Below are 20,546 nucleotides of genomic sequence, written 5' to 3'. Positions count from 1 at the left end.
ACCGTCCCGCCCGGGACACCGGCGCGCCTCGGTGCCGTCCCGCATCGCGAGACGTTCGCCGAAGGAGGAATGACAGGCACAAAGAGATTGTTAGCCCATGACATGCCGTCTTCTTCCGCCGAGCTCAGCAGGTCCCTGCCGGCCGAGCCCCCGTCAGCACCCGCCCCGTCCTCGGTGCCGTCCGCCCGCATGCCGCTCGCCGTGTACATCCTCGGCCTGTCCGTCTTCGCGCTCGGCACCAGCGAGTTCATGCTCTCCGGGCTGCTGCCGCCCATCGCGCAGGACATGCACGTCTCCATCCCGCGCGCCGGACTGCTCATCTCGGCCTTCGCCATCGGCATGGTCGTCGGCGCCCCGCTGCTCGCCGTCGCCACTCTGCGGCTGCCGCGCAAGACCACACTCGTCGCGCTGATCACCCTGTTCGGGCTCGGTCAGGTGGCCGGCGCGCTCGCGCCGAACTACGCCGTGCTCTTCGTGTCCCGGGTGGTGAGCGCACTCGCCTGCGCCGGGTTCTGGGCGGTCGGGGCGGCCGTCGCGATCGCCACGGTGCCCGTCGGGGCGCGTGCCCGCGCCATGGCCGTGATGATCGGCGGTCTGTCCATCGCCAACGTCCTCGGCGTACCCGCCGGCGCCTTCCTCGGCGAGCACCTCGGCTGGCGCTCCGCCTTCTGGGCCGTCGCCGTCGCCTCGGCCATCGCTCTCGTCGGCGTCGTCACCCGCATCCCGCACATACCCATGCCCGAGAAACGGCCCCGCCTCAAGGGCGAGCTGGTGATCTACCGGGACCGGCAGGTCCTGCTGTCCGTCCTGATCACCGCCCTCGCCGCGGGCGGCGTCTTCTGCGCCTTCTCCTACCTGGCCCCGCTGCTCACGGACGTCTCAGGCCTCGACACGGGCTACGTCTCCGCCGTCCTCGCCCTGTTCGGCATCGGCGCCCTCATCGGCACGTACATAGGCGGCCGGGTCGCCGACGCCCACCTCTTCGGCGTGCTGCTCAGCGGCATCACCGCCTCCACCGTCTTCCTCGTGGCGCTGGGGCTGCTGGCCTCCAGCCCCGTGGCCACCATCACGCTGACCTTCCTCCTGGGCGTGTCCGCCTTCTACACCGCACCCGCCCTCAACGCCCGGATGTTCAACGTCGCCGGAGCCGCCCCCACTCTTGCCGGCGCCACCACCACCGCGGCGTTCAACCTGGGCAACACCGGGGGCCCCTGGCTCGGCGGCACCGTCATCGACGCCGGCCTCGGCTACGCCTCCCCGGCATGGGCCGGTGCCGCCATGACCGTCCTCGCCCTCGCCACGGTCGCCATCGCCCTGCGGCTCACCAGGACCACCTCCCAGATCGTGGCCCGTTCTCCCGCCTCCGGCCCGGAGCAGACGCCGGCCCACACGGCCGACGCGTCCTGCCTCCCGTCCAGCTGACCCACCGCCACCGCCTACACGTCACCGGAGAACCGGCGCCCGCGCCGGCGGTCGGGGTGGGACCAAGGGGCCGCCCCGACCGAACGGACCGAGCGATGCGGCGGCCGCCGCGCACCCCGCGGACCGTGCCGGACGAGCTGCGGGGCCGCTGGGACCCCTGCTGCCGCAGCCTGGGCGAGGCCTCCGGGACGGGCCGCCATCAGACCCGCAAGTCGTGGCCCGTTTCCCACCGGGCCGGCGCACCTGCAGCGTCTCGCCGCCGGCCCGGAGGGCCGGGAAGGTGAGGGAAGGCGCGGGCAGCTCCTCGCCGAGCCGTACGGCCCTCTGCCCGCCGGAGGCCGCGCGGTCCCCGCGTCCCAACGATCGACCTCGCGTGTGCGGTGTCGGTCTGTTCGCGCAGGTACTGCGACGAAGCACCACCACGCGGGCCCGCGAGGAAGCACTGTACGGGCACTTCACCACGTCCCGGACGGGTGCCGGCCGGCCCTTCGGTGACCGTGGTGCGGTCCTTCACGCCCGCTGCCGCGGGCCCCGGCGCCGTTCAGGACGAGGCCCGTCGGCGGTGCCGGGCGGCGGCGACGGCCCCCAGGGCCACGCCGACCGCGATGACGATCAGCCCGCGCGTCCAGACGTCGGCCTCGATCTGCGTGGCGAGCGCCACGCAGGACGCCGCCCCGAGAACGGGGGCGGCGGTGTACGCCCGGAAGTGCGGGCGGTCGGAGCGGTCGCGCCGCTGGACGAGCACCGCGGTGTTGACGATGAAGAACACCACGAGGAGCAGCAGGACGAGGGTGGAGGCGAGACTGGCGACGTCACCGGTGAGCGCCAGCAGGAAGGACAGCACGGTCGTGACCGCGATCGAGGCCCATGGCGTACGGCGGCCCGGGAGCACCCGGGTCAGGAAGCGGGGGAGGAGGCCGTCCCGCGCCATGCCGTAGGCCAGGCGGGAACTCATGATGGCGGTGAGCAGCGCGCCGTTGGCCACGGCGACGAGGGCGATGGCGCCGAACACCTTCGGCGGCACGCCGCCCGCCTCCTTCACCACCTCCAGCAGCGGGCCGCTGGAGCGGGCCAGCGTCGCGGTGGGGACGGCGGCCGAGGCGACGGCACCGACCAGGACGTACACGGCTCCCGCTGTGACCAGTGCGCCGAAGAGGGCGCGCGGGTAGGAGCGACGCGGGTCGCGGGTCTCCTCGGCGACGTTGACGGAGGTCTCGAAGCCGACGAAGGAGTAGTACGCGAGCACGGTCGCGCTCAGCACCCCGGCGGCGGCCCCCTTGTGGGCGGTGCCGAGGTGGACGAGCCTGCCGGCGTCGCCGTCGCCGCGCACGAACAGCCAGACCCCGAGCCCGACGACGAGCAGGAGACCGCCGACCTCCACGACCGTCGCCGCAGCGTTGGCGCGGGTCGACTCGCTGATGCCGCGGGCGTTCAGCAGGGCCAGGGCGCACAGGAATACGGCCGCCACCGGTACGACCGGAATCCTGACGAAGACGGCCAGGTAGTCGCCGGCGAAGCCACGCGCCAGCGCGGCGACGGAGACGATGCCCGCGGCGAGCATGCAGTATCCGGCGAGGAAGCCGGTGAACGGCCCGTAGGCGAGGGTGGCGTAGTGGGAGGCACCGCCCGCCCTCGGGTACTTCGTGGCGAGTTCGGCGTACGACGCGGCCGTCAGGAGTGACAGCAGCAGGGCCAGGAGCAGGGGCAGCCACACGGCGCCGCCCGACTGCGAGGCGACCTGGCCGACCAGGACGTAGACACCGGCGCCCAGCACGTCGCCGAGGATGAAGAAGTACAGCAGGGGGGTCGTCAGCGCTTTCCTGAGCGCGGGCGCCCCGCCCTGCGGTGAGCCGTCCGTCGCAGCAGGGGAGGGCGTGGAAGGAGAGGTAGGAGGTGTCACCACACCCGCCTACCCCCTGGGGACCGAGCGCAGACGGGAACGAAAGTGTGACGTGCCCGGACGGTCACGTCAGGCCGTCCCGCCGGTCACGGTGGCCGGCGTGCGCGGTGCCACGGGTGCGGGATGTGCGGCGCGGCCGGGGGTCGGGATGCCGCGCACCCGTTTGGCCGCGGCCATGCGGCATGCGGCATGCGGCATGCGGCATGCGGGCATCCCCGGCATGTCGTGATGACACCCTGCAGGCCGGCCAGGACGGCGTCAGGCGCGGCAGGAGCTGTCGTGAGCGGGCAGGACACCGGTGGTGAGGTAGCGGTTGACCGCGTCGTCGATACAAGCGTTCTTCGGCGAGAAGAGCCCTGCGTAGACGGTGTGCCGGAAAGCGCCGCGCAAGGTGACCAGGCGGGAGTTCTCCAGGGCGCGGTGGGCAGCCAACTGGCCCTGGTACACGGTCGCCGGGTCACCCGTGGCACCCACCATCAGCAGCGGCACGTCGTTGTGCACATCGGTGGGGGGCTCCGCCGGGGCCGTCGGCCAGAAGGTGCAGGGAGTCACGGTCCGGGTGAGGGGCCCGAAGAGAGGGTCGTCGTCGCGGTGCCGCCGAATGTCGCGGTAATAGGTCTCCGGGTCGCGGGAGGCGGCTGCCCGGTCGGCGCACTCGATGGCGGTCTGGGCGGCGAACGTTCCGTCCGCGTCCGGGGCGGACAGGTCGGTCAGGACCTGGCCGAGGGTGGCGGTGGGCCGGACCGCGTCGCCACGGGCCGCACGTACCAGCACCCCGACGTCGGCGGAGTAGCTCGCGTACGCCTTGTCGTCGTCTCCCGCGGTGACGTTCCACAGGAGCTGGGGAAGGTTACGACTGCTGACCGTGTGGGTGCCGACCTTGACGGGAGCCCGGTCGATGTTCCGCTTGAGCCGGCTGATGGCGTGCATGACCTGGGCCGGGGTGGAGCCGAGGTGGTACGTGCCGTCGCGGCGGGCCGCCCAGGCCGCCCAGTGCCGTAGCGCTCGGGTGACGGACGGACCGAGGGTGCGGGTCAGCCCCGGCCCGAAGGCGTCGGCGTCCAGGGTGCTGTCGAGCACCACGCGGTCGGCGCGGTCCGGGAAGAGCTGCGTGTAGACCTGACCGAGGTACGTGCCGTAGGAGGAGCCGAGATAGCTGATCTTCCGCTCGCCCAGGGCGGCACGGATCACGTCCATGTCGCGCGCCGCGTTGCGCGTCGAGGCGTGGGGCAGGACGGACCGCCGGCCGGCGCAGCGGGATGCGAGGTCCTCGGCCAGCCTCACGGTCTGGTCGAACGTGCCGCGGTCCGCTCCGGCGGAGCCGATGCTGACAGCCGGCCAGTGGCAGTCGAGGGGTGTGCTGCGTCCGACGAACCGGGGGTCCATGCCGATCACGTCGTAGCGGGCGGCCAACGCCGGAGCGGCGCGACGCAGGTGCAGGGACAGGTACCGGACGGGCAGGCCGGGGCCTCCGGGGTTGTAGAGGAGGGTGCCGTGCCGGTGGGCGCTGTCCGTCGCCGGCAGCCGGGAGACGGCGACCTTGATGGTCCGGCCGTCGGGATGCCGGTAGTCCAGCGGTACGGAGAGCTCGGCGCACCGAGCTCCGGCCTCGTCCAGTGCCGCGCCCTCGGTGTCCTTCGCCCCGTGCTTGCAGTCGTGCCAGACGATGTCCTGCTGCTCGAACCGGGCCGGTCCGTGGCCTCCGGCCGGGGTGGAGTCCCGGGGCGTGCACGCGGTGACCAGGGACGCGCACGCCAGAACCGCCACGGCGGTCGTCGCACCTGTCCGACGGGCTCTCGACATGGCCTCTCCTCACGTTCGTTCGGTGTCGGATGACGTGACCGGCGGCGGTACGTGAGCCGCTCCGCCTGTCGACTGCCGAAGCTAGGCCGCGGGACCCGACCGGCACATCAGCTCACGGTCGGTCGTTCAGGCCCCGCGTCCATGACGGCGCAGTCCCTGAGACGGATGCCTGGTAAATGGCCGTGACCTGCCGTTTCGGCGGTCGAGGCACGTCACGTCCGACGCGTCGTCTACGACTGGGGGCGCAGTCCCGGGCCCATCACGCCCGGCCGCCGCGCCCGGGCCCCTGACGGAAGGAGCGGAACTCCAGGTCAAAGGCCGACTTTGCCACCGGGGTAGGACCGTCGCTCCTCCTGAGGAAGCAGCCCGGAGCAGGCGCGTTCAGACGACGGGCCCATGTCGCCGTCGCACCGGCGGCCTAGCGTTGTCAACCGGCACCGCCGACATGACCGACACCACCGTCACCGCCGACATGACCGAAACCATCGACGCCACCCACACAGCCGACACGGCCGCACGACCTGCAGGAACCGACGCAGGGCGGCATCCACGAGGGAACAAGCACGTGATCGCAGCAGCCGCACTCAACCAACCCCCCGCCAAGGCCCGGTGACCGATGACACCGCTCCGTGACCACGCGTTCCTGCCCGCCCGGCCGGTAACGACCGTGCTTCATGCCGGCGCTCGGATCGTCCCGCCCCTGGTGTGGGACGTCCTGCTGGTGGCTGCGCTCGGCGTGGCCACGCTGCCCCCGGTCGTCGCCGAACCCACGGCAACGGCGGTCAGCTCAGGTCTTCTGCTGCCCCTCGTCTGGAGGCGCCGGACTCCGTGGGCGGTGTTCTGCGCCGTGGCCGCCGCAGCGTTCGTCCAGTGGCTGCTGGACTACCAACTCCCCGCTGACATCGGCCTGCTCGTCGCCCTCTACACGGTGGCCGCGTACACCACGCGGCAGCGGCTGCTGATCGCCTGCCTCGTCATGGAGGGAGGCATAGCGCTGGCCTGCCAGCGCTGGGCGACCGAGGGACGCCTGTTGTCCACCGCCGTCGCGCTCAGCGCGCTCGCCGCCGCCGCCGCGTCCCTCGGGGCGAACACGCGCGCCCTCAGGGAGCGGGCGGCACAGCTCCAGCGCGAACGGGACCAGCAGGCGCGGCTCGCAGTGGCCGAGGAGAGGAGCCGTATCACCCGCGAGATGCACGACATCGTCACCCACAACCTGTCCGTCATGGTCGCCCTGGCCGACTCCGCCCCCTACGCCCGGTCGGCCGGCACGTCGTCAGCCGCACTGCGCCAGATCGCCGAGACCGGACGACAGGCGCTGACCGACATGCGGCGCTCCCTGCGCCTTCTGCGGGCCGACGAGCCGGACGCGCGACGACACCCGCTGCCCGGCTTGGCCGAGTTGGAGGACCTCGCCACACAGATGCGCCGGGCCGGCCTGCCGACTCGCCTGGAAATCAGGGGCGACCCGACCCCGGTTCCCGTCGCCGCGCAACTGACCGTCTACCGCCTGGTGCAGGAAGCCTTGACCAACACACTCAAACACACACCTCCAGGCACCCACGCGAGCATCAGGATCCACTGCCTGACCGACACCGACACCGACCCCGACGCCGTCACGGTCGACGTCACGGACGACGGACCGCCCCGGCAGAAGGCCGACACCGCCTCGGGACTCGGTATCCGCAGCATGCACGAACGAGTCGCCGCCCATGGTGGGACGTTGCGGGCCGGACCGCTGCCGGACGGTGGCTGGCAGGTGGCCGCACGCCTCGACCTCGGACGTGAAGCGGACGTGGCGGCGTGACCATCCGCGTTCTCCTCGCCGACGACGAGGCGCTGCTGCGCATGGCCTTCACCACCGTGCTGGACGCCCAGCCGGACATGAGAACGGTCGGGGGCGCCGCGGACGGCGACGAAGCGATCCGGCTCGCCCGGCAGTTGCGCCCCGACGTCGTCCTCATGGACGTCCGCATGCCGGGTACCGACGGCATAGAGGCAACCCGTCGCATCACCCGGCTCTCACCGCAGAGCAAGGTACTCATCCTCACCACCTTCGACCTCGACGAGTACGCGTTCGCCGGGCTCAGGGCCGGAGCAGCGGGCTTCCTGCTGAAGAACGTCCGGCCCGAAGCGCTGCTCACCGCCATTCGCGACGTCGCCGCCGGAGACGCGGTCGTCTCCCCCCGGATCACCCGCCGGCTGCTGGAGAAGTTCTCCCCGCACATCCCCAGCGGCTGCAGCGACCACCGGCAGGAGCGGCTGCGCCTGCTCAGCACCCGCGAACGCCAGGTACTCGTCCAGGTCGCCCGCGGCCTGTCCAACGCGGAGGTGGCGGCCACGCTGTGCCTCGCGGAGGCAACCGTGAAGTCCCACCTGGGACGCATCCTGCAGAAGCTGGAACTGCGCGACCGCGTCCAGGCGGTGGTCTTCGCCTACGACAGCCGCATCGTCCACCCCGACTGAACCGATCCGTCCCACCCCGACTGACCCGGTCCGTCCCCGCACCGGCCGGCCGTTCCCGAAGGCGGCCGGCAGTCCTGCCGAACCGCCCGTCCGTACCGTCACGGCCGACACACGCCCGGCGGCCGCACCAGGTGGACCCTGCGGCCGAGCCGCCCCCGCGCGGGCGACCGCGTCCGCCCGCGGCGCCTCCCGGCCCGGCGGCCCGGCCGGCCGGTCCGGGGCCGTTATGCGCCGGCGCTTCGACATGCAGGGGTCACTCCGCAGCGTGGGAGTCAGACCAGCGGCCCTGACCGCGAGGCGTGCAAGTAGTGCGATACGACCCTTCAGAGACGCCGGTGCCGACAGTCAACAGCAGACCGGAGGCGGGGAGCTGGCGGAAGGCCCGGTCGCGGCCAGGGAGGGAAGTGGCCACCTCCGTGCCGACTGGACGCAGATGCGGGTCACGACAGCGGCGAGGTGGACGCGGACCCGCGGCCCGGTGAAGCGCCACCGGCCCTCGCGGTGCTCGAAACGGTCGTGGCAGTGGCCGGCGGCGATGACCGCGACGGCAGCCGGGCGCGGACCGCCGCACGGTGGACGTACGAGCGGGACACCGCCGTACCGGCCTGTTCGTCGACCTCTACGGCGTCGTCGGTCGTGACGTGCTGGAGCCGTGGTGTGCGGTGGACGTAGAGGACGACGCTCTCCCGGTGCATCCGCTGGATTCGCGTCGCGGAGCCTCCCGCAGCCCACGGCCCCCACGGCGACGGCTCCCGCTCCGGCCCGCATCCCGGAACGGTCTTCCTCCTTCGGACCTATGACCGTGGGGCTTCGTGGGTGGGCGCGGTGGTGAGGGTCATGACGGTGTGCAGCCCAAGGCGGCTGAGCAGTGCGTACTGGTGTTCGTTGAGTCCGGTGACGTTGAGCGAGCCGCCCAGATGATCGAGGCGCTGGTACCAGGTGATGAGGGCGGTGATGCCGGTGGAGTCCAGGAACAGGGTGCGGGAGGCGTCCAGGGTGAGGTGCCGGCAGCCCTCGTCGATGATCCGGTCCGCGACGGCGCGAACGGTGGGTGTGGAGTAGAGGTCGACGTCTTCGGGCAGGGCGGCGGTGACGTGGTCGCCGATGCGTTCGACGATGTGAAGCACCGCTTGGCCTCCCTTGCACGGGCTGGTCACCGCGCTGATGAGAACACGTCGGCGACCACGTCAGCGACCTCTCGCTGCGCCCCGTGACAACGTTACTGGCGGCGGCTGCGAACGATACAGTGATGCCCGAATTATGCACGGTGACGGCTTGCCTCATGCCAGGACGCTTGTGGCGTTTACGTGAGCCTTTCCCGACTGACTTGCAATGACCGGGGCCGGTGCGGGACGGTTGCCACTGGACATCTGTTTCCACATGGCAGGAAGGTGGTGAGGTACGCACCGGGCGTGCCTCCGTTTGTGACTGCTTCCAGCAGCTTTTCCGCCCGTCCGCCCGACGCCGACCGACAGGCCGGTCCGGGGTGGACCGAGGCTCCCTATCCTGTGCTGGTCGCCGACCGGCACGGCCACCTCGTGCGCCTGAACGACGCCGCCCGGCTGATATTGCCGGGCGCAGTGAGCGGCGCCCGCCTTTCCGAACAGGTGCCGTCCTGGCTTGCCGACGCCCATCAGCGGGTCGTCGCCCCACGCCCTGCGGGCACCGCCCCCGAGGTGTCGCACGGAGCCGTCGGGGACCGCCACTTCGAGGCGCGCCCCACCCTCAGCGAGGGCGATGTGGTGTGGTGGCTGGTCGATGCCACCGACCGACGCCTGGCCGAGAGGGCGCTCAGCGATGCGCGACGCCGCTCCGAGGTGTTGGCGGAGGCGTCCAGCACGCTGCTGTCGACGCTGAACGTGCCGAGGTGCATGGAGGTGGCCGCTTCCGTGGCCGCGGAGCATCTCGCCGAGGCCGCCGTGCTGATCGCGCCCCCTCAGGGGCGGCGCCTGTCCCTCACCTACGCCTGCCGAGGGGGCCGCGTCGTCCAGACCAGTCGGCAGGTCGACGTCGGCGGTGTGCCCGGGCTCAGGGAGGCGCTGCAGGGCTTCCCGCCGGTGCCGGCCCGCTGGATAAACCCCGCCGACATTCCCGACTGGGCGATCCCGGACGGCTTCGCCGGTTCGGTCGGCTCCGTCATCGTCGCCCCGCTGCCCGGACACGGCGTCCCGGCCGGTGCGCTCATCCTGCTGCGCTCCGGCACGGATCAGGCGTTCACCGAGGGCGAGGAAGTCTTCGCCCGGCTGTTCGCCGCCCGCGCCGGCGCGGCCCTGTCCGCCGCCCGCCTGTACACCGAGCAGGCCACGATCACTGCCACGCTGATGCAGGACCTCCTGCCGCCCACGCTGCGCAGGGTGCACGGCGTGGAGTACGCCGGCAGCTACCGGACGTCGAAGGAACACGAACGGATCGGCGGCGACTTCTACGACGTCCACCCCGGCGCAGGCCCCTCCGACGAAACGCTGGTCGTCCTCGGGGACGTGGCGGGCAAAGGCCTGGACGCGGCGGTCCTGACCGGCAAGATCCGCAACACTCTGCACGCCCTGCTGCCCCTCGCCGAGGACCACGAACGCATCCTCAACCTGCTCAACAGCGCGCTCCTCTCCTCCCACCACACCCGCTTCGCCACCCTGGCGCTGGCTTCCGTACGCCGCCGCGGCGGCCGGGCGCAGCTGCGGCTGACCAGCGCCGGACACATGCCGCCCCTCATCGTCCGCACCGACGGCACCGTGGAGGAGGCCGACACCCGCGGAACCCTGGTCGGCGCCCTGCCGGCCGTCACCGCGCGCACGGCCAGGACCGTTCTCGCGCCGGGCGAGACCTGCCTGCTGTACACCGACGGGATCACCGAGGCCCGCGGCGGTCCCCTGGGTGATGAGCTCTTCGGTGAGGACCGCTTGAAGCGGGCGCTCGCCGAATGCGTGGGCATGCCGGCGGAAGCGGTGGTGGAGCGGGTACAGATGCTGGCCGCGCAGTGGCTGGGCAACGGCCGCCACGACGACATGGCCGTCATGGCCATCACCGCCCCGAAAACCGGCGCGTTGAGCATCGTCAACGGACATGCGAGCGGTGGAGCGACCAGGAGGAGCAGGCAGTGAGTGAGCCCACCGCCACGGCCGGGGCGGTGCAACGGCTGTGGCAGGCCGTGATCGGCGGTGACGAGCACCGAGCCGCCGTGACCGTTCACGACGCCCTGGCCCACGGGATGAGCGAGGAGACGCTCCTCCTCCAGGTCATCGCCCCCGTGCAGGAGAAGATAGGCGCGGAATGGGCGGCGGACCGTATCAGTGTCGCCCAGGAACACGCCGCCACCGCCATCAACGAGCGGGTCATCGCCTCCCTGGCCCACCACCCCGGCACCAGCCGGCCCGCACCCGACCGCGGCCGGGTGACAGTGGCTTGCGTGGACGGGGAATGGCACGCGCTGCCCGCCCGTCTGGTCGCCGAGGTGCTCGCCCTGCACGGCTGGCGCGTGGACTACCTCGGCGCCCAGACCCCCACCCCCCACCTGGTCGCCCACCTGCATCTGACCAACCCCGACGCCGTCCTGCTGTCCGGATCGATCCCCACCCACCTGCCGACCGCGCACGCCGCCATCACCTCCTGCCAGGCCCTCGGCGTCCCCGTCCTGGCCGGCGGCCGCGCCTTCGGCCCTGAAGGCCGCTACGCCACCGCCCTGGGGGCAGACCGGTGGGCGCCTGACGCACGGGCCGCGGCCGCCGTCCTGGCGGCGGGCATACCGCGGCCGGACGCCTCGGCGATCCGGCACACGGTGGACGACCTGCCGCACCTGGGCGACCAGGAATACACCCTGGTCGCCCAGTCGCGGACCCGGTTCGTCAAGCAGACCCTTGCCGACCTGGAAGACCGCTTCCCCGCCGTGCGCGCCTACAGCCGCGCCCAGCAGGAACGCACCGCCGAGGACATCGCCTACATCGTCGAGTTCCTGGCCACCGCCCTCTACGTCGACGACCCCCACCTGTTCACCACGTTCCTGACCTGGACCGCCGGCATCCTCACCGCCCGGGGCGTCCCGGCCCACTCGCTGCCGGCCGGCCTCGACGCCCTGGCCGACCAGCTCCACGACTTTCCCCGCGCCCTCAAGATGCTCGACCACGGCAGGACCGCCCTGACCGAGCACGCCACCCACCCCGTCCCCGGCCCCGACACACACGCATGACGCACCTGCCACCCAGCGAATTCACCACGACCGTCCGCCGCGAAGCCACCACGCTGACCGTCGTCATCCGCGGCGAACTCGACTACGACACCAGCGACGACCTCCTCCACGAAGTCGGTCGACAGCTCACGGCCGGCCAGCCACCGCCCGCCGATGTCCGGCTCGACTTCCGCGAGCTGGCGTACATCGACTCCTCCGGGCTGACGGCCCTGCTCATGATCCGCCGCCGCACCAGCGCCCTCGGCGCCACCCTCCACCTGGACAACCGGCCGGCCCGCCTCGAACGCATGCTGCGGCTCACCGATGTCCTCGACCACCTCACCGCACCTCCCACCCGCACCGGGGCACAGCAGGCGGAGGAAGACGACGGTCTCACCGGAGCAGGCGTCACCTGACCACACCGACGGCGGCCGGGCCGGGAAACCCGCGGCGCGGAAGCCCCGGTGGAGGAGACCACCACCAAAACCGGCTGCCCTGAACACAACGGACCGGGCAGGCAACGAGGTGCTCCCAGGCTTCCGCGCAGGCCGTGGAAGCGAGCCAGGTGCCCTGGATCGGCCTGGGACGCCCGCGCGCTGCCGGCGTCGAACGCGGCATGCACCGCCGTAAGCGCCGCCACCCGGCCGTGGCGACCGGACACGAAAAGCTCGCCGTCCGCCACGAGGCGACGGTGCTGATCGCGGCCGTGAAGGAACGGGTCCGGCCCCCGTAAACGCCTCGGCGGCACCACCTGCCGAGCAGTAGCGTGCTCCCATGGGGATCAGCGTTCAAGTTCGGACCTACACGGGCGTGCTCGAAGCCACGTGCGTGCATCCTTCCGTCGCTGCCCTGTGCAGACGGGCGACGAGGCAGGACCTTCCCCTGCTCGGTTGCGTCGATCCCTACGACGACACCGTGTTCAACCGGTCGCAGCTCAGGCTCCTCCTCCCGGAACTCCGGACCTTGGCGGACGGTTCAACCGCCGAAGAGGCGGAGGCGGTGCACGAGATCCTCGCCCTGACTGCTCACGTCGAGCGCAGGCCTCACCGGTATCTCGTCTTCAACGGGGACTGACAGCGACGCTCGCGCCGGCGGACCTGGAGGGCAGGACATACGTCTACGGGCCCGCCAGCCAGACGGAGTACCAGGATCCGAAGCCGGAGCTCACCGGTACGAAGCCACCCCAGTCCGGATCGATCTGCCAGATCTCTCCTGCGTGCGGGCCGTTGAGAACGAGCCGGTCGTAGATGCCGCAGCCCTGTTCGGCCAGCATGAGCGTGCCGCGGGTCGGATCAGCGGGTGCTCCGATGGGGCCGGGCAGGGGTTCGGTGAGTGGGAACGGCTCTGCGAGGCGGCCCGGCAGCCGGTCCTCCTCCCACTCGTCGTCCGCGGCCCATTCCTCGTCGGCCCGCGGGCGTGGGACGGTCAGCGGCATCACGCCGTGCCCGGGCCCGGCGAGGCCGTTGCCCACCTCCGTGACGAAGGACCGGTACTCCACCGGCAGGGCGATGCCGTGGGCTTCCTCGAACGCCCGGATCTCCCTCTCCGGTAGCGGCGGCGCCAGCGCGTACCGATGCGTGCGCGCGCCGAAACGCTCCCGCCCCGGATCCCGTGCGGCCATCTCCCGTACCCGTACGCGGACGCCGTCCGCGTCCCAGTTCGCCATCCAACGACCGTAACAATGAACGAGGGGGAGCAGCCGTGGCCGTCGACGGCTCGAGGAGCACGGCCCGGTCGGGGGCGGCCCACGTGCCGACGGTTGCGACGGAGCGGCGGAACGATGACACGTACGGGCGGCTGCTCACGGCGATGACCGCGCTTGCCACTTCTGGTCGGTATGTCTGTCCTGCGGGGCTGCTACGGAACGGAGGTGCTGGGTGCATACGGACAACGCGTCAGGGGCATCGGACTCGTCAGGTGGTGCCTGTTGGGGCAGGCGGGGTGACGGGCCGGCCGTGCGGTGGGCGACGGCGGCGTTCCTGCTGCCCGCGGCGGGTCTTCTCTACAACGACTGGTTGCTCCAGTTCTGCGTGCGGACCGGGCTTGACCAGCGCAACTCCTATGTCAGTGAGGCGTTCGCCGCCGATCAGCCCCACCGCGTGCTGTTCAGCACGGTGGAGCTGCTCTCCGCCGCGCTGGTACTGGCGGCCTCGTGCCTGGTCCTTCCCCTGGTGTCATGGAGCTGGACGTTCGCGGCTTGGGCGGCCCTCGCGCTGTTCGCCGTGTGTTCCGTGGCGGACGTCGCGCTGCCGATGCGGTGCGCGCCCTCCCGGGAGACGGGCTGTCCGGTGGACAACATCGCGCACACGGTGACCAGCGCACTGGTGCACTTCGCCGTGTTCGCCTCGATGGCCGTACTCGCCGTCCATGCTCGGTCGGCCACCGGGCGGTACTGTCGTGCCGGACGCTGGGCCCGCTGGCTGTTGCCACTCTCGATGACGGCGGCGATCGTCTCGGCCGGCCCCTACGTCGGGATTCGCGGTGGGCAGGGCATCGCTCAACGCGCCCACCTGATCACCGTCGGAGTGTGGCTGTGGCTCTTGGCAGCCGAGGCACGGAACGAGCAGCGCCGGACAGCGGCCCGTGCTCCCCGCATGCTGTGAGCCGCGGTGCCGCTGTCCGACGCGGACATCCGCACCCGAGTACGCGGCGTGCGTCGTCCGCCGAGTCCGGGAGTTCGGCCTGACCGTCGGGGGCGACATCCCGACAGGCGTCACCAAACGCCGAGTTCACTCTCCTGGGCAGGCTCCTGGGCGGGATCCCTGGACACCGGTCGGTCCGGCCCGCCGGCCGGGGCGGCGGCCCGCAACGCCGCTTCGACCCGGCGGTTACCGGTCATGGATGCCGTGACGGCCGTCATCGCCAGGAGGAGACCGGCGGCGGCGCAGAGCGGGGTGCGGATGTCGTAGGCGGTGGCCAGCCAGCCGCCGAGGAAGGCCCCGACGGGGGCGGCGCACATGGCCAGCATGCGGGAGGTGGAGGCGACACGGCCCATCAGGTGGCCCGGGACGATCGCCTGCCGGAGGGAGGGCCCGAGCACCATCGTGGCGCCCATGCCGGCCCCGCAGACGGCGAGCGCCAGCCCCGCCAGATACGGGTCCGAGGCGGCGGCCAGGCCCAGAATGGCAAGCCCTTCGACGGCTGCCGTGCAGGTCAGTGCGGTGCCGATGCCAAGTCGTCGGCCAAGGGAGGAGGCGATGCCCGCACCGAGCAGGCCGCCGGTGGCCTCCGCTGTGAGGAGCAGGCCGAAGCCGTAGGTGCCGATGCCCAGGCGGTCGTGGGCGAAGAGGGCGAGTACGGTCTCCACGGCGAGGAAGGCGACGTTCCCGACCGCCGGGCGGAGCGCCAGCCCGAGCAGCACCCGGTCTTGGAAGACGTACGAGGCCCCCGCCCGTGCTTGCCGAAGCAGCGATTCACGGACCTCCGGCACGGGCCGGGGCATGGCGGGCAGCGTCCGGACGAGCAGCCCGGAGCACAGGAACGACACGGCGTCGGCGAGCAACGGAACCGCCCGCCCGAGCGCGAGCAGCGCACTGCCCGCAGGCGGCCCCGCGAAACCGGACATGGCGGTCTGGGCGCCGCGCAGGCGAGAGTTGGCGCGCTCCAGGAGCGCGGGGTCGCGCCCGAGCAGATCCGGCAGGTAGGCCGTTGCGGCCGTGTCGAAGAACAGCCCGCCGAGGCCGAGGAGGAAGGCAACGGCCGCGAGCAGCGGAATGCTCAGCACGTCGAGCCCGGCCGCTGCCGCCGGTATCGCGAGCAGCACCGCACGCGCCGCGTCCGCGACCCACATCGTGCGCCGACGGTCCCAGCGGTCCACCAGCGCACCACCGACCACCCCGAAGAGCAGCCACGGCAGCGTCCCGGCGGCCGTGACGACGGCGAGCGCCACCGGATCCCGCGTCAACGTCAACGCGAGCAGTGGCAGCGCGGCATGCGACACCCCGTCACCGAGCGAGGAGATCGTCTGCGCAGTCCACAGCCGCCCGAACCCGGCCGGCAACTTCCGCACCCCTGAGGTCACTTGGCGCTCCCCTCGGCCTGCTCGCGCGATGCCGGGTGGAACAGTGCGAACACGAGTGACGCGTCCGGCAGCGACGGATCGGACAGCTCGCGGTACTCGTCCGCCAGTGCCTGCAGCCGCGCCCCCAACTCCGCGAACTGCTCATCGGTGAGCCGGAGGTGCGCCATCCGCACGTGCCGCTCGCCATCCGCCGGCGCCGCCTCCAGGTCCGCCACCGCATGCCGCATCAGCACGTCCGGCCCTCCCTCCTCCGGATCCGGCAGCGCGATCGTCCGCGCGGCCATCGCGTAGTACCGCTCGGTGACGCCCCGGACCTTCCGCGTCCGCACCACCTTCACCAGGCCGGCCCGTTCCAGGAGCCGTACGTGATAGCTGGAGCTCCCCTTCGCGAGACCCACCCGCTCGGCGATCTGCGTGATCGTCGCCGGCTCGAAGCGGAGCACGGCCATGATCCGGTGGCGCGTGAGGCTGGAGACGGCGCGCAGCTGTTCGTCCGTGGTGACGTGAAACGTCTCGGGAAGATCATCGGTAGCCATGCGAGAAATGGTCAACGACTCTTGACCATTGTGCAAGGGGATGCGCACGAACTGGCTGGATCATGACTCCGTTGAGCGGCGGTGGACGGGCGGTACCACCTCGAACCTGCGCTCCGGGCGGCCGGGGCTCGGAGCGCCCGCCGCTCATGGCGCCGCCAAGGACCGAGCGAGCCGGTTCTCCCGCACGCAGGCGGTATGTCACCCGCATGTCGTGGGAAGCGATGGCCATCGCGGACGGGACGTTCGTCTTCTCGTTCGACACGAACTCCATGTCCTGGTCCGCCCGCCTCACCGAGGCTCACGGCGGGCCGTGCCGGGCTCGTGCGGACACCTGCCGACCTCGCCCACGAGAACCTCTTCCGGGCACGCCGGCAGGCGCAGGAGCGTGGGGCGAACGCGCTGTGGCAGGCCGCCGAACCGGTCCTCATGAACTCCGGTGCGTGAACGGCGGACCCAAGCGCGGCTCCCTGCAGGGCCCGCAGCCGGGCAGGCCGCCCGTCCGGCCCGACCGCTGCTGCCACCACCGGCGTCACGGGGTGCCGGAGCCGGGCCGAGCCGCGTTCCTCGGACAGCCACCGCAGCCGGGAGCCCATGACTGCCGGCGGGTCCCCCTGCCGGGCCCCCCCGCGGGGTGTCGCCGCCCTCCTGCGGTCGTCTGCGCCTGGTCACGGACCGTCGTCACACCCTCCAGCCGTTCAGTCGGCGGCCGTGCTCAAGCGCGGACTGCGGCCCGAGTCCGAGAGGGCCGGTCGTCGGCCAGCCGGTGAGGGCGTGGCGGGCGCTTCCGCGCAGTCGATGACGGCGCCGACGCACCCGGGTTGCCGGTGGTACGCATCACGGATGCGCCGGCGGCGGCCGTCGGGGGTGACGGGCACGATCGACAGTTGACCGGTCCGACCAGCGTGGTCGACGCGTCACTCAGCCCCGGACACCCCGCTGCTCCTGTTCCACGCTCAAGCCCTCGCGCGCGCTGCCGCTCGGCACGGGGACGAGCGATGCCGTCGGGTGGCGGGCGCCAGGCAAACGGCGAGGCATGATCCGCAACTGTGCGGGTACGCGCAGACTTGGTTGTGATGGGGGGACGAATTGACGACCGTTATGGAAGCTGACTCAGCGCCGACAGGTGGCGCGGCGCCGGGCAGGCCGGTCATGCAGACCAGCGCTGTCCTGGTCGGGGATGGCGCGGACATCGCTCACGCCCGCCACTTGGCGGCCGGATTCCTCACCCGGGCCCAGGCCGACCACGGCCTGCGCGTCTCGCAGCGAGCCATGGATCTCACCCAGTTGGTGGTCAGTGAACTGGTCACCAACGCCCGCAAGTACGCTCCTGGCCCGGTCGTGCTGGACCTGCGCATTCTCGATGGCCTGGTGGAGATCTCGGTGTGGGACTCCGACCCGGTCCTGCCGGTTGCCCGGGCCGCGGACGCCGGCCGGGTCGGGCAGCACGGCCTGGAGATCGTCATGGCCGTAGTCCAGAGCTTCGAAGCGCAGCGGCAGCCGGTCGGCAAACGCATCACCGCCCGCCTCGCTCTGACCGACGACTCCGGCGGCGCCGTCGTCGGACGCCGGCCTCGGCAGCACGGTTGAGCCGCCGCTCGACGGAACGCGAACCGGCGGTGTGACGGGTCGGGGCCGCGTGCAACTGCCTCAGGTGTCGCGTCGCAAGGCGGGGCCCCGGCCGGTGCCGCCTCCGTCAGGGGCCCATGGGGGAGACCCGCTTCCCAATGTCCACCTTCGGGTCGCCAGGCGGCCGCCGGTAATCCGGTGGGGGCAGGTGATCTGTCCGAACAGGTCTCGAACGGACGTCCGGCATCGCTTGGGCCACCCGCCCTGAGTTCCGTTGCAGGGCAGAGCGAGTACGGCGTGCCGCGACCGCCCCTCGCCGAGCAGGCCGGACGCTCCGCTGCACCTGCCACGACCCTGGCGGCGCCCGGGACAGGGGACGCTGAGGGCGGGGTTGTGTCCGGAAGTTCGCGCCCCCACCGCTGACGACTTTCGCCTGACACGGTGTAACCCGCGCGCCCACGTGCACGACTGCTGTCACTCCTGGGAGGGACCTTTCGGCGCCGGTGCACCGGCGGTGGACGCGTCGGCTCACAAGCTCACTGATGTGCGCTGTCCGCGACGCGGCAAACGGTCCGTCACAGGTTGGGCGGACGCCCCGCAGGGGAGCCAGGGCGGTCACGCTCCGTCCACACGGATTCCCCCATGCTGCGGCGCAGCAATGAAACCACCCTGTCGAACCGTGGCACTTGGCGCTCGGTGCTTGGCACTTGTCACGTGTCACCCCCGCCGGAGACCACGCGGTTCGCTCTCCAGCAGGAAGGTAACAAAATGTCACACATGTCGTTTTCGACACTGCGTCGGGTCCGCCCGGGGCTGGGCGCCCTCACCGCTGCCGCCGCCTTCATGGCCGTTGGTGTGTCAGGGCCGCCCGCTACGGCCACGGAACCGCCCCTCACTCCCCATGCGCGGGACGGCGGGCTCAGTGCGCCCCGCGGAGGCGGTGCGCCATCAGGGGTCAGCACGCTCGCGGACAAGCTGACGACACCCTGGGGGATCTCGTTCCTCCGGGGCCACAAGGCGGCGCTGGTGACCGAACGGGACGCCGGACAGGTCTGGGCGATCGCCCTGGACGGGGCAAAGAAGAAGGTCGGCACCGTGCCGGGCGCGGTGTGGAGCGAATCGCGGGACAAGGGCGGTCTGCTCGGTGTCGCCGTGTCCCCGACCTGGAACGGGACCACCGACAAGGACGTCTTCTTCATGGAGACCACGTCCGAGGACTCCCGCGTGGTCAGGATGCGCTTCGACGGCACCAAGCTGAGCGACTACACCCCGATCCTGACAGGAATCCGCAGGGACCCCCAGGAGACCAGGCACAACGGCGGGCAGATCGCCTTCGGACCCGACGGATATCTGTACGTCGCCACCGGCGACGCCTCGAAGCGCCAACTGGCTCAGGACAAGAAGTCGCCCAACGGAAAGATCCTGCGGATCACCAAGACCGGCGCCGCGGCACCCGGAAACCCCTTCGGAACCCGTGTCTACAGCTACGGCCACCGCAACCCCCAGGGACTGGCCTGGGACCGTGCCGGACGGCTGTGGGAAACAGAGATCGGCGCGGAGAAATGGGACGAGCTCAACCTCGTCAAGCCCGGTAAGAACTACGGCTGGCCGCTCTGCCAGGGCAACTGCTCCACCTCGGGCATGACCAACCCCAAAATGGTCTGGAGCCCGGACAAGGGGGGCGTGCCCGCACAGATTGCGGTTGTCAACGACGTCATCTACGCCACCACGCTGAGCGGTCGCCGACTGTGGAGGATGCCGATCGACGCCACCGGCCAGGATGTCGGACACGCGACGTCCTACTACAACGGTGCTTACGGCCGGCTCCGCGCGATCGCCAAGGTCCCTGGCGCCGACCAGCTCTGGATGGGCACGACCGACCAGGGCGCCGGAAAGGACCGCATCCTCAAGGTGGCCATCAAGTAGAGGTTCATGACCGGCGAAGTCGTAGCGGCGTCGGTCCTCAGCGGTGTACTGACGCATACGCTCGAACCTCTTCCTTACGCCGAGTACGGCCCTCGCCAGAACCCGTGCTGCGGAGCGGACGGTGTGTCGGCACTGGTGCAGGATCCGTCGGCGGCACACGGCGCTGCGGTGTGCCGCCTGGAGAGGACCCGGTCGTGGGCATCGGTCCGGCTCACGGGCGGCGTTGCGCCCGGGCGCACAGTGGCCCGGGTACGCGGCATGCGTACCCGGGCCGGGCCGGGGCCGGTTCCCTGGGGCGGGCCGGTGGCGGGGTCAGGCGGTGAGGGTCTGGTGGAGGGCGTCGAGGCCGTCGCGGTAGATGCCGGTGAACAGGTCGGTGACCTCGTCCTCGGGGGCGTTGATGGGGTTGAAGCGGCCGGACCACTGCACTTCGGCGGCGTTCTCCTGCCCGGGCACGGCGTGGACCCGGATGGTGGAGACGTAGCCGTTGACGGGGAAGGGGGCCTGGAGGATGGCGTAGCTGTAGTGACGTTCGGTCTCGTTGAAGCCGACGAGGCGTTCGACGATGACCTCGCCCTCCGAGTTCTTCAGCCGGCGGACCCGGCCGCCTTCGAGCAGGGTGCTTTCGGAGATGTACGGGAGCCAGTCGGGCAGGGCGTCGAAGCCTCCGACGAGGCTCCAGACCTTCTCGGGCGACGCGGGGACGATACGGCTGACGGACGTCGAGGCCATGGTGCTTCTCCGGACGGT

General features: G+C 71.7%; 20 protein-coding genes. 13 read left to right on the top strand and 7 right to left on the bottom strand.

The features are described from left to right. Window positions 1–189 precede the first annotated feature (189 nt). The gene (locus ACZ4VF_RS20630) at window positions 190–1,422 is read left to right on the top strand and encodes a Cmx/CmrA family chloramphenicol efflux MFS transporter (protein WP_467927986.1); all 1,233 of its coding nucleotides are present in this window, start codon (window positions 190–192) and stop codon (window positions 1,420–1,422) included. Window positions 1,423–1,963: 541 nt separating this feature from the next. On the opposite strand, the gene ACZ4VF_RS20625 is transcribed toward ACZ4VF_RS20630, so the two are convergent. Both ACZ4VF_RS20625 and ACZ4VF_RS20620 read right to left on the bottom strand, forming a co-directional pair. Further along, window positions 1,964–3,223 (bottom strand): APC family permease, encoded by a 1,260-nt coding sequence (locus ACZ4VF_RS20625; protein WP_467927985.1) that lies wholly within the window; start codon window positions 3,221–3,223, stop codon window positions 1,964–1,966. Window positions 3,224–3,580: 357 nt separating this feature from the next. After that, window positions 3,581–5,089 (bottom strand): alpha/beta hydrolase, encoded by a 1,509-nt coding sequence (locus ACZ4VF_RS20620; protein WP_467927563.1) that lies wholly within the window; start codon window positions 5,087–5,089, stop codon window positions 3,581–3,583. Window positions 5,090–5,570: 481 nt separating this feature from the next. Here ACZ4VF_RS20620 and ACZ4VF_RS20615 point away from each other — a divergent pair, with 481 nt between their 5' ends. From ACZ4VF_RS20615 to ACZ4VF_RS20605, 3 genes are read left to right on the top strand one after another with little or no spacing between them, the layout of a single operon-like run. Then, entirely contained in the window at window positions 5,571–5,738 is a 168-nt protein-coding gene (locus ACZ4VF_RS20615; protein ID WP_467927562.1) for a hypothetical protein, read from the top strand. A 54-nt stretch (window positions 5,739–5,792) separates the two neighbouring features. Continuing rightward, window positions 5,793–6,929 carry a sensor histidine kinase gene (locus ACZ4VF_RS20610; protein WP_467927561.1) on the top strand — a complete coding sequence of 379 codons (1,137 nt, stop codon included), beginning with the start codon at window positions 5,793–5,795 and terminating at the stop codon, window positions 6,927–6,929. After that, complete coding sequence (locus tag ACZ4VF_RS20605) at window positions 6,926–7,588, top strand: response regulator transcription factor (protein ID WP_467927559.1); 663 nt, start codon at window positions 6,926–6,928, stop codon at window positions 7,586–7,588. Before ACZ4VF_RS20610 ends, ACZ4VF_RS20605 begins: the two co-directional genes overlap by 4 nt. A gap of 794 nt (window positions 7,589–8,382) precedes the next feature. On the opposite strand, the gene ACZ4VF_RS20600 is transcribed toward ACZ4VF_RS20605, so the two are convergent. Next, window positions 8,383–8,715 carry an STAS domain-containing protein gene (locus tag ACZ4VF_RS20600; protein WP_467927558.1) on the bottom strand — a complete coding sequence of 111 codons (333 nt, stop codon included), beginning with the start codon at window positions 8,713–8,715 and terminating at the stop codon, window positions 8,383–8,385. A 297-nt stretch (window positions 8,716–9,012) separates the two neighbouring features. On the opposite strand from ACZ4VF_RS20600, the gene ACZ4VF_RS20595 reads away from it, so the two are divergent. From ACZ4VF_RS20595 to ACZ4VF_RS20575, 5 genes are all read left to right on the top strand, one after another. Further along, the gene (locus ACZ4VF_RS20595; protein ID WP_467927557.1) at window positions 9,013–10,686 is read left to right on the top strand and encodes a PP2C family protein-serine/threonine phosphatase; all 1,674 of its coding nucleotides are present in this window, start codon (window positions 9,013–9,015) and stop codon (window positions 10,684–10,686) included. Further along, a complete protein-coding gene (locus ACZ4VF_RS20590; protein WP_467927555.1) occupies window positions 10,683–11,768 on the top strand; it encodes a cobalamin B12-binding domain-containing protein in 1,086 nt (361 codons plus the stop codon). The genes ACZ4VF_RS20595 and ACZ4VF_RS20590 overlap by 4 nt, the downstream gene beginning before the upstream one ends. After that, entirely contained in the window at window positions 11,765–12,163 is a 399-nt protein-coding gene (locus ACZ4VF_RS20585) for an STAS domain-containing protein (RefSeq protein ID WP_467927554.1), read from the top strand. The genes ACZ4VF_RS20590 and ACZ4VF_RS20585 overlap by 4 nt, the downstream gene beginning before the upstream one ends. Window positions 12,164–12,297: 134 nt before the next feature. Further along, window positions 12,298–12,480 carry a hypothetical protein gene (locus ACZ4VF_RS20580; protein WP_467927553.1) on the top strand — a complete coding sequence of 61 codons (183 nt, stop codon included), beginning with the start codon at window positions 12,298–12,300 and terminating at the stop codon, window positions 12,478–12,480. Between the two features lie 41 nt (window positions 12,481–12,521). Continuing rightward, window positions 12,522–12,821, top strand: coding sequence for a hypothetical protein (locus ACZ4VF_RS20575; protein ID WP_467927551.1), 300 nt, complete (start codon window positions 12,522–12,524; stop codon window positions 12,819–12,821). 43 nt (window positions 12,822–12,864) lie between these two features. On the opposite strand, the gene ACZ4VF_RS20570 is transcribed toward ACZ4VF_RS20575, so the two are convergent. Further along, window positions 12,865–13,413, bottom strand: coding sequence for an SMI1/KNR4 family protein (locus tag ACZ4VF_RS20570; protein ID WP_467927550.1), 549 nt, complete (start codon window positions 13,411–13,413; stop codon window positions 12,865–12,867). Between the two features lie 289 nt (window positions 13,414–13,702). Here ACZ4VF_RS20570 and ACZ4VF_RS20565 point away from each other — a divergent pair, with 289 nt between their 5' ends. Continuing rightward, window positions 13,703–14,350, top strand: coding sequence for a DUF998 domain-containing protein (locus ACZ4VF_RS20565; RefSeq protein ID WP_467927548.1), 648 nt, complete (start codon window positions 13,703–13,705; stop codon window positions 14,348–14,350). Between the two features lie 110 nt (window positions 14,351–14,460). Here the strand turns inward: ACZ4VF_RS20565 and ACZ4VF_RS20560 are convergent, their stop codons facing one another. Together ACZ4VF_RS20560 and ACZ4VF_RS20555 are read right to left on the bottom strand one after the other, a co-directional pair. Next, entirely contained in the window at window positions 14,461–15,768 is a 1,308-nt protein-coding gene (locus tag ACZ4VF_RS20560) for an MFS transporter (RefSeq protein WP_467927547.1), read from the bottom strand. Next, complete coding sequence (locus ACZ4VF_RS20555; protein ID WP_467927545.1) at window positions 15,765–16,304, bottom strand: ArsR/SmtB family transcription factor; 540 nt, start codon at window positions 16,302–16,304, stop codon at window positions 15,765–15,767. The genes ACZ4VF_RS20560 and ACZ4VF_RS20555 overlap by 4 nt, the downstream gene beginning before the upstream one ends. A 321-nt stretch (window positions 16,305–16,625) precedes the next feature. Between ACZ4VF_RS20555 and ACZ4VF_RS20550 the strand changes: the two genes are divergently transcribed. The 3 genes from ACZ4VF_RS20550 to ACZ4VF_RS20540 all read left to right on the top strand — a co-directional run bounded on the left by ACZ4VF_RS20550 (window position 16,626) and on the right by ACZ4VF_RS20540 (window position 19,796). Beyond that, the gene (locus ACZ4VF_RS20550) at window positions 16,626–16,748 is read left to right on the top strand and encodes a hypothetical protein (protein WP_467927544.1); all 123 of its coding nucleotides are present in this window, start codon (window positions 16,626–16,628) and stop codon (window positions 16,746–16,748) included. 705 nt (window positions 16,749–17,453) lie between these two features. Further along, on the top strand, window positions 17,454–17,891 hold the full coding sequence (locus tag ACZ4VF_RS20545) for an ATP-binding protein (protein ID WP_467927543.1): 438 nt from the start codon (window positions 17,454–17,456) through the stop codon (window positions 17,889–17,891). 747 nt (window positions 17,892–18,638) lie between these two features. Continuing rightward, on the top strand, window positions 18,639–19,796 hold the full coding sequence (locus ACZ4VF_RS20540) for a PQQ-dependent sugar dehydrogenase (RefSeq protein WP_467927983.1): 1,158 nt from the start codon (window positions 18,639–18,641) through the stop codon (window positions 19,794–19,796). Between the two features lie 312 nt (window positions 19,797–20,108). On the opposite strand, the gene ACZ4VF_RS20535 is transcribed toward ACZ4VF_RS20540, so the two are convergent. Continuing rightward, window positions 20,109–20,528: an SRPBCC family protein gene (locus tag ACZ4VF_RS20535; RefSeq protein ID WP_467927541.1), complete on the bottom strand. Its 420-nt coding sequence runs from the start codon at window positions 20,526–20,528 to the stop codon at window positions 20,109–20,111. Window positions 20,529–20,546 lie beyond the last annotated feature (18 nt).

This window comes from Streptomyces sp. NPDC029151 (assembly GCF_055564315.1).
This window is presented reverse-complemented; position numbering and strand designations above follow the sequence as displayed.